Source organism: uncultured Caballeronia sp., from assembly GCF_964243625.1.
Classification (GTDB): domain Bacteria; phylum Pseudomonadota; class Gammaproteobacteria; order Burkholderiales; family Burkholderiaceae; genus Caballeronia.
In genome coordinates, this window is sequence record NZ_CAXTGZ010000264.1 from 1 (window position 1) to 8,097 (window position 8,097).

Genomic DNA, 8,097 nt, shown 5'->3' on the forward strand with positions numbered 1-8,097 from the left:
ACCCGCGAAGAATTCGAGGCGCAACTTCGCGCGAAGGGCACGGCGTACCACATTCATCATCCGTTCAACGTGAAGATGAACGAAGGTGGTTGCTCGCGCGAACAGATTCGCGGCTGGGTGGCGAACCGGTTTTACTACCAGATCAACATCCCGCTGAAGGACGCGGCGGTCATGTCGAACTGTCCCGATCGGGAAACGCGGCGGCGCTGGGTGCTGCGCATTCTCGATCACGACGGTTACGGGGATGACGAAGGCGGCATAGAAACATGGGCACGCCTGGGCGACGCAGTCGGCCTCACGCGCGACGAACTCTGGTCGCTGGAACATGTGGCGCCCGGTGTGAAATTCGCCGTCGATGCCTACGTCAACTTCGCGCGCCGTGCGCCGTGGCAAGAAGCGGTGTGTTCGTCGCTGACGGAAATTTTTGCGCCGCAGATCCACAAGGATCGGCTTGCGACATGGCCCACGTGTTATCCGTGGATCGAAGCCGACGGCCTTACGTATTTCCGCTCGCGCATCTCGCTTGCACAGCGCGACGTCGAGCACGGCCTGCAAGTCACGCTAGACTACTTCAAGACACGCGAGCAGCAGGAACGCGCGCTCGAAATCCTGCAATTCAAGCTCGACATCTTGTGGTCGATGCTCGACGCCATTGAAAAGGCCTTTCCGCAATGACATCGCCAGCGCCAATGCTCAAGCTCAAGGGGATCTTCCGGCTGCAGTGGGAACCGGCGCAGGACGCGCATGTGCTGCTCTATCCTGAAGGCATGGTCAAGCTCAATCAGAGCGCCGGCGAGATCCTGAAGCGCTGCGACGGCACGCGCGATATCGACATGCTGATCGCCGACCTGGAGCAAGCGTTCAATACTCAGGATCTCGGCGGCGAAGTGAGGTTGTTCATTGCCGAAGCCGAGCGTCGTGGATGGCTGGAGGAAGCGACATGACCGCAAGCGTCATTGCCCCGCCGCTGTGGCTGCTCGCGGAACTGACCTATCGATGCCCGTTGCATTGCGCGTTCTGCTACAACCCCGTCAACTACACGGACCACAGCACTGAACTCACGACCGACCAGTGGATCGGCGTGCTGCGTGAAGCGCGTGCGCTCGGCGCGGCACAACTCGGCTTCTCCGGGGGCGAACCGCTGTTGCGCGATGATCTCGAAGTGCTCGTGCGCGAGGGACGGCAACTGGGTTTCTATACGAACCTGATCACGTCGGGTATCGGTTTGACGGACAAGCGTCTCGACGCATTGAAGGACGCCGGCCTCGATCACATCCAGTTATCGTTCCAGGATTCCACGCAGGAGCTCAACGACTTTCTCAGCAGCACGCGCACGTTCGACCTGAAGAACCGTGTTGCAAGGTCGATCAAGGCGCATGGTTTCCCGATGGTGCTGAATTGCGTGCTCCATCGATACAACCTGCCGCACGTGGACAAGATCATCGACATGGCGCTCGCAATGGGCGCGGAATATCTGGAACTTGCGAACACGCAGTACTACGGCTGGGCACATGCGAACCGCGCGCAACTCATGCCGACGGCCGAGCAACTGAAAGAAGCCGAAGCGGTGGTCGAGCGGTATCGGGAGAAGATCGGGCATCGCTGCAAGATCTACTTCGTCGTGCCCGACTACTTCGAGACGCGGCCGAAGAAATGCATGAACGGCTGGGGTTCGGTGTTCCTCGGCGTGGCGCCCGATGGGGCCGCCTTGCCGTGCCACACCGCGCGTTCGCTTCCGGGCCTGACGTTCCCGAACGTCAAGGACACGTCCGTTCGCGAGATCTGGTACGAAAGCGATGCGTTCAACCGCTTTCGCGGCTTCGACTGGATGAAGGAGCCATGCCGAAGCTGCGAAGAGAAAACGATCGATGCAGGCGGTTGCCGCTGCCAGGCCTATTTGCTCACGGACGACCCGGCCAACGCGGACCCGGTCTGCGATAAATCACCCCATCACGAAACGGTGATCAACGTGGTGCGCCAGGCTGCGGTACAACGCGAACCTGAAGAACATCCGATCATTTTCCGCAACGACAGCAACTCGCGCCGGCTGCGCTCGACCGTCTGAGAATAGACCGGTCAGCTCACATATCCGAGGTGCTCGGCCAGAATCACCGAGCCGATGGCGACCAGGATCAAGCCGCCCGCCACTTCCGCGCGCTGCCCGACCGCGCGGCCCAAGAAGCGTCCCACCATCACGCCGATGGTCACCATGATCAGCGTCGCAAGTCCGATGGTCGCAGCCGTAGAGAAAATATTCACATCGATAAAAGCGAGTCCCGCGCCCACCGCCATGGCATCGATGCTCGTTGCCAAGCCCGTCGCGGCGAGCAGCCAGAAACCGTGACGCACGGGTTTTTCGGCCTCGGGCGTGGGCGTGCTGAAGCCAGAGCGAATCATGCGCAACCCGAGCACGAGCAAGAGCCCGAAGGCAATCCAGTGATCCCACGACATGACGTACGGGGCCGCGGCCTTGCCGAGCGCCCAGCCGACGAGCGGCGTGATCGCCTCGATGACGCCAAATATCAGGCCGGTTCGCAGCGCCTCGCGCATACGCGGACGGCGCAACGTCGCGCCTTTGCCGACAGCGGCGGCGAAGGCGTCCGTCGACATGGCGAAGGCGAGCAGGATGGTGGAAGCGATATTCATGGGGACAATGATCATGTTCGGGTCGGGACAGGAACATACGATGTCTCGCCGAGCCCGACCGGTCGCGGCGTTACATCGATGGTCTTGCCAACCAGAATACAGATCGGTTGCTCATGCCACGGTTCGATCGAACCAAGCGTGTTGACATGAGCGCTTCCAATGGCTGGAAGCCGGCTACTCCCCAAGGACGGACAAAGGCTATCACGTTCGAAATGAATTTGTAATCTTCTCCAGGTTTTTTTAGTGTCCGTACATCAGGCACAGCCGATGCGCCTCCGCTCTGGTTGACCACCACCACGCGTTTTCCGCGAAGTCCTGGCCCGTACAAGGTGGCCAGCCCAGATCCGCGCCTTCGATCCGATACAGCCGCGATGCCAATCACGATATCCATGCTGACGACTGAAAGCCCTCCCGGCGCAAAACCGTCTGCACGCCGGACGAGGCGCGCGCCATGAGATCCGGCCTGCCACCTGGAACAGCTTCGCGAAAGCGCCGCGGCCGGTATCGATGGACAGCGCTCAGCATGGCAAATTCCCTGTCACGCTATCCGCTCCTTGCCGGGATTGCCGGAACTGCCGTTGCGGTCGTCATGGCAGGCTTGTCGATCGCCACGTTGTACCAGGGCCGCGAAGAAGCACTGAGCCACGCCCGGGAGACGTCGGCCAATCTGGTGTCGATCATTGGCGGCGATATTGCCCGCAACGTCGAAATCTACGATCTGTCGCTTCGCGCCGTGGTCGATGGCGCGCAGGACGCGAGCATCATGGTGCTTCCGCTCAATCTGCGCCGCCGGATTCTATTCGACCGCGCGACCACGGCGGCATACATAGGCGGCAGCTACGTTATCGATGCCCGCGGCCGCGTCATCATAAAAGAAAACCCCACGGCCACGCCGCCCGAAACCTTCGCCGAGCGCGAATATTTCCTTGCCCATCGAAACAACCCATCGGTCGGCCTGTTTTTCTCGCATCCCTACTTGACCCACGCAAACGGCGCGGCGATCGGCATGAGCCGGCGTATCAATGCGCCGGACGGATCGTTTGCCGGCATCGCGTTGCTGACCGTGAACCTCCAGTATTTCCGTTCGCTCCTGGACAAGATCGAAGTCGGCCCGAAGGGATCGATTTTTATCGTTCAGGACGATGGCGCGTTGATCGTACGAAAGCCCTTCCTCGGCGAGGATATCAATCGCAACGTCGCCGGCTCAGCCACGTTCGCCCGCATGAGGCATTCGAGCTCGGGGTCATACGTGGCGAAATCGCCTGTTGATGGGGTCGAGCGCATCTTCACGTTCGCGCACGTGCCGGGCACGCCGTTTATCGTGGGCGTGGCGCCCGCGCAGGAAGATGTGCTCGAAACGTGGCGCGCGCGCAGCACCGTGGTCGGCGTGCTGACGCTGCTGTTCGGGCTGAGTTTTATCGCGCTGTCGTGGCTTTTGACGCTGTCGTTACGGGAACGGGCGCGCGCGCAGGAAGAGCTCGTGCGGCTCGCGGGCACCGACGCGCTGACCGGCCTGCCCAACCGGCGCGCCTTCGACGAGCGCATGGACGAGGAATGGCGGCGCGCACGACGCAGCAACACGGCGGTATCGGTGTTGTTCATCGACGTGGATTACTTCAAGGCCTACAACGACAACTACGGCCACGCTCTCGGCGACGACGCGCTGGCGGCGGTCGCGGAATGCATCGCGCTGTCGGTGCGTCGGCCCGGCGACATTCCCGCGCGGTACGGCGGCGAAGAGTTCGTCGTCCTTCTCCCCGATACCCAGATCGACGGCGCGCTTCACCTGGCCGAGACGATCCGTGCGCGCATCAGGACGCGTTCGATTGCGCATCGGGGGAGCCTGATCGGGCGGCTGACGGTGAGCATCGGCTGCGCCACGGCCGCGCCGCCGGGGCTCGGCGGCGCTTACGGCCTGCTGAGCGACGCGGATCAACAACTCTACGAAGCCAAGGCCGCGGGCCGCGATTGCGTCCGCCCGATGACGCTCGCGAGCGTCGAAATCGCGCAGTCCTGAAGCACGACGCGCGTCGCGCTCGTCCGGCCAATCCTCTGCGTAATTCGCCATTTCGACCAAGCGCATGATTTGCAAGGTTTTTTTCCATCGGTATAATGCGACCTTCTCTCCGATGGCACCCCTCCATGAGCCGACTACTCTTCTTGCTGACGCTGACCTTCAGTTTGTCGCTCGGCGCGATGCACGACGCCACGGCTCAGGAACGCCCCTTGGAGACGACCGCAGCGGTCATGGATCAGAAACTCGCCGCAAGCGAAGCCGATGCCGACGCCCAGGCAAAGCACCAGGTTTCCCGTCTCATCTCGCAGAAATTCGGCGTTGCGCGTGCGAAGGCCGAGCAGATTTCGGCGGCCGTGATGTCGGCGGCATCGAAATATTCACTTCCCCCCGCGCTTTTACTCGCGATCATCTCGATCGAATCCCGCTTCAAGGAAAACGCGCGCGGCGCGAATGGCGCAACCGGATTGATGCAGGTCGTGCCGTCTGCGCACAAGAAACTGGTGCGCAATATCGACCTGACGGAAGCCGATGCCAACATTGAAGCCGGGTCCGCAATTCTGCATGGTTACGTGCAGTCGGCACGCGGTGACGTGGATGCCGCGCTGAAAAGCTACGGCGGATCGAAAGCGTACGCCGAAAAAGTTGGTCTTCAGGTCAAAAAGATCTCGTCCCAGTTCGATGCCGAGCCCGCTGGCGCTCAGGCAGGATATTGATCGCACCAAATAAGCAGACGTAACACTTCATCGTTGGCAACTCCGGTCCGCCCTTTCGGACCGTTTCTTGCTGCAGCTCTCTCCTGATTCCGCTTTTTATCGAAGACTGAACGCCGCAACAGCGGCGCAGTGCCTTACGCCTTCGATTCCCCGATGCGTCAACGGTCGGCATACCGATCGCCTCATCTCCGAGGAAGACGTGACCAGACGCCCGTTCGAAGCAAACCATGAGCAGTTCGCCCTTTGGAACCCTAAACGTGCGCCCCTTTTCATGGACGTGCGGCGCATCGTTATTGCCCATCGAGATCCAATGATTGGCGAGTCATTCGTGCTGCTGCTGGGCCTGAAGGGCATGGCCGCCCAACACGTGACGACTCTTGAGGCACTGGCCGGGCTGATCGATACATGGCGTCCGCAGGCGCTGATGATCGATACACGGCTGACCCTGGCTGGTAACACCGGCTTCGTTCGCACCCTCAGTCTCGACTCCGCGCACATTGGAACATTATTGCTCGCCATGAGCAATTTCCTGCCGGAAGACACGGTAACGGCCTTGCAGGCGGCCGGCTACGACGGCCATTGCCGGCGCCCGTGCGCAATGTGGCAAGTCTCGGAATTGCTCAGCGAATTCTTTTCATCGGCGGCCCCGCGCTGAGTTGCGGTATCAACCCTGCACGAGTTCACGCAATTCGTCGATATTGAACGGCTTCGCCAGAATGGTCACGCCCGTGTGCCGCGCGCGCTCGAATTCATCGGCATAACCGGTCATCAGCACGATCCGCTGCGCGGGCCACGTGCCGCGCACTTTCTCCGCCAGGTCGATGCCGTTGAGCCGCCCAGGCATCTGTATATCCGATAACACCAGGTCGAAGCGTCCACCTTCGTTGAGGACGTCGAAGGCTTTGTCGGCGGTGAGTTCGTGGCGCACATCGCAGCCGAACGTGGCGAGCACCGCCGCGACGCCTGCGGCGACTTCCTCGTTGTCCTCGACCAGCAGGACCGAACCCGGGCCTTGCGTTGTCTCGGGCTTCGGCAGCGCCGGGCCGCCAGCGTCCGTGTCAGGATCATCCGGCGGCACTTGCGGCGCAATGTGCCAGCGCGGCAAATAGAGCCGCACGGTCGTGCCGCGTCCGGGAACGCTGTCGAGCCGCGCCGTGCCGCCCGCCTGCTCGCACGCCGCCAGCACTTGCGCGAGCCCGAGGCCCGTCCCCGCACCGCTCAGCTTGGTCGTGAAAAGCGGCTCGAACGCGCGGCGGGCGGTGACATCGTTCATGCCTTCGCCGGTGTCAGTAAAGGCCAGCAGCGCATATTCGCCGTCGGCCAGGACGTTATCGGCAGTGACCCGCACGTTCTGGCAGCGGATCGCGAAACGGCCGCCGTGCTGCATGGCATCGCGTGCATTGACCGCAATATTGATGATCGCGAATTCGAGCTCCGTGGCGTCGGCGCGCACGCCCCACATGTCGGGCGAAACCTGCACCTTGACCTGAATCTTCTCGCCGACCGCCGTTTCGATCAGCCCGGCCGCAGCGGGCAGCCACGTGGTGAGATCGATGGCTTCCTGCTTGAGCGGCTGCTTGCGGGCAACGCTGAGCAAACGCCGGGCGAGCGCTTCGGCGCCCGCAGTCGCGCGTTCCACCGCCAGCACTTCCCGTTCAAGCCCGTTGAAGTTCTTGCGCCGCGCCAACTCCATATTCGCCGATACCACCATCAGCAGGTTATTGAAGTCGTGCGCCACGTTCGCGACCAGATTACCGAGCGCGCCCATGCGCCGCAGTTGCCGGCTCGACGCTTCCGCCGAAAGCCGCATGGCCACTTCCGCCTGCCAACGTTCCCATGCGGATTGCTGCGAGCGCAACTGGCGCAGCGAGAACAACACGAGCAACCAGACCGCGATGCACGGCACGGCCGTGATCACCGCGATCAGCGCGTAATGCTGGCGCCAGTTCGCAAAGATGACGGACGTCGGAAAACCGCTTGCCACGTATAGCGGATAGTCGCCCACTCGCCGGAAAGCCAGGATCCGTTCGACACCGTCCACGCTCGAATTCACCCGCACGCGCCCGAACAATTCATTGCTGCGCATGGCCGACGTGAACGCTGAGTTTCGAGCGTGGGACACGTTGGAAGGACCCGGCGGTTCGCGCACGAGAATGCCGCCGTCGCGCCGGTAAAGTCCCACGGTCACGCCCGGATCGCCGTTCGATAAATCGTTGTAGAAGCTTGAGAAATATTCGCGCTTCAGCGCGATCGATACCAATCCGAGGAAATGTCCGTCGCTCGCGCTGCGCCCGACGCTCGTCGTGAATACATCGCTCTGGGCGATCTTGCCCACGAGCGGAAGCGAAAAATACGGTTCAGGACGAATGGCGCGGCCATTAACGAAGTCATCGCGTGTACCAATGGAAATTGACGGTACCGGATAAAAGCGGTTGCTCGCCAGCATGTCGCCCGTAGCGCCGAAAACGGTGATTCCGGCGACGTGCGCGAAAGATTCGCCTATCTCGCTCAGGCGTTCGTGAATCGGCTTCTGGTTTGCATGGATGCGGGCGTCGTCACTGTTGCCGAGCATCTCCACGACGCGCATCGACATCTGGCGGTTCAGGTCGAGCACCTTGCTCGCATGTTCGTCGGCGACGCGTGCGATGCGGTCGGCGATATCGTCGGCATCTTCCATGCGGCGCTGGTAATCGTAATAACCGTAGCCGAGCAGAAACGCGA

The 8,097-nt window shown here is 61.8% G+C and carries 8 protein-coding genes and 1 riboswitch; of the genes, 6 read left to right on the forward strand and 2 right to left on the reverse strand.

What is annotated here, in order from left to right; all coding sequences use genetic code 11:
• The 3 genes from pqqC to pqqE all read left to right on the forward strand — a co-directional run.
• Positions 1-675, forward strand: a 675-nt coding sequence (gene pqqC, locus ACFFAR_RS18165) for a pyrroloquinoline-quinone synthase PqqC (RefSeq protein WP_174364227.1), incomplete at its 5' end; no start/stop codon positions are given.
• Complete coding sequence (gene pqqD, locus ACFFAR_RS18170; protein WP_062003440.1) at positions 672-944, forward strand: pyrroloquinoline quinone biosynthesis peptide chaperone PqqD; 273 nt, start codon at positions 672-674, stop codon at positions 942-944. The genes pqqC and pqqD, both read left to right, overlap by 4 nt.
• Positions 941-2,065: a pyrroloquinoline quinone biosynthesis protein PqqE gene (gene pqqE, locus ACFFAR_RS18175; protein ID WP_375508222.1), complete on the forward strand. Its 1,125-nt coding sequence runs from the start codon at positions 941-943 to the stop codon at positions 2,063-2,065. Before pqqD ends, pqqE begins: the two co-directional genes overlap by 4 nt.
• A gap of 11 nt (positions 2,066-2,076) precedes the next feature.
• Here pqqE and mntP read toward each other — a convergent pair whose 3' ends face one another.
• Positions 2,077-2,646, reverse strand: a complete 570-nt coding sequence (gene mntP, locus ACFFAR_RS18180; RefSeq protein ID WP_062003750.1) for a manganese efflux pump MntP — start codon at positions 2,644-2,646, stop codon at positions 2,077-2,079.
• A gap of 17 nt (positions 2,647-2,663) precedes the next feature.
• Positions 2,664-2,841: riboswitch (yybP-ykoY riboswitch) on the reverse strand.
• Between the two features lie 328 nt (positions 2,842-3,169).
• On the opposite strand from mntP, the gene ACFFAR_RS18185 reads away from it, so the two are divergent.
• The 3 genes from ACFFAR_RS18185 to ACFFAR_RS18195 all read left to right on the forward strand — a co-directional run bounded on the left by ACFFAR_RS18185 (position 3,170) and on the right by ACFFAR_RS18195 (position 6,031).
• The gene (locus ACFFAR_RS18185; RefSeq protein ID WP_174364225.1) at positions 3,170-4,663 is read left to right on the forward strand and encodes a diguanylate cyclase; all 1,494 of its coding nucleotides are present in this window, start codon (positions 3,170-3,172) and stop codon (positions 4,661-4,663) included.
• Positions 4,664-4,788: 125 nt separating this feature from the next.
• On the forward strand, positions 4,789-5,376 hold the full coding sequence (locus tag ACFFAR_RS18190) for a transglycosylase SLT domain-containing protein (RefSeq protein ID WP_174364224.1): 588 nt from the start codon (positions 4,789-4,791) through the stop codon (positions 5,374-5,376).
• A gap of 67 nt (positions 5,377-5,443) precedes the next feature.
• Positions 5,444-6,031 (forward strand): hypothetical protein, encoded by a 588-nt coding sequence (locus tag ACFFAR_RS18195; protein WP_375508223.1) that lies wholly within the window; start codon positions 5,444-5,446, stop codon positions 6,029-6,031.
• A gap of 9 nt (positions 6,032-6,040) precedes the next feature.
• On the opposite strand, the gene ACFFAR_RS18200 is transcribed toward ACFFAR_RS18195, so the two are convergent.
• Positions 6,041-8,097, reverse strand: a 2,057-nt coding sequence (locus tag ACFFAR_RS18200; protein WP_375508224.1) for an ATP-binding protein, incomplete at its 5' end; no start/stop codon positions are given.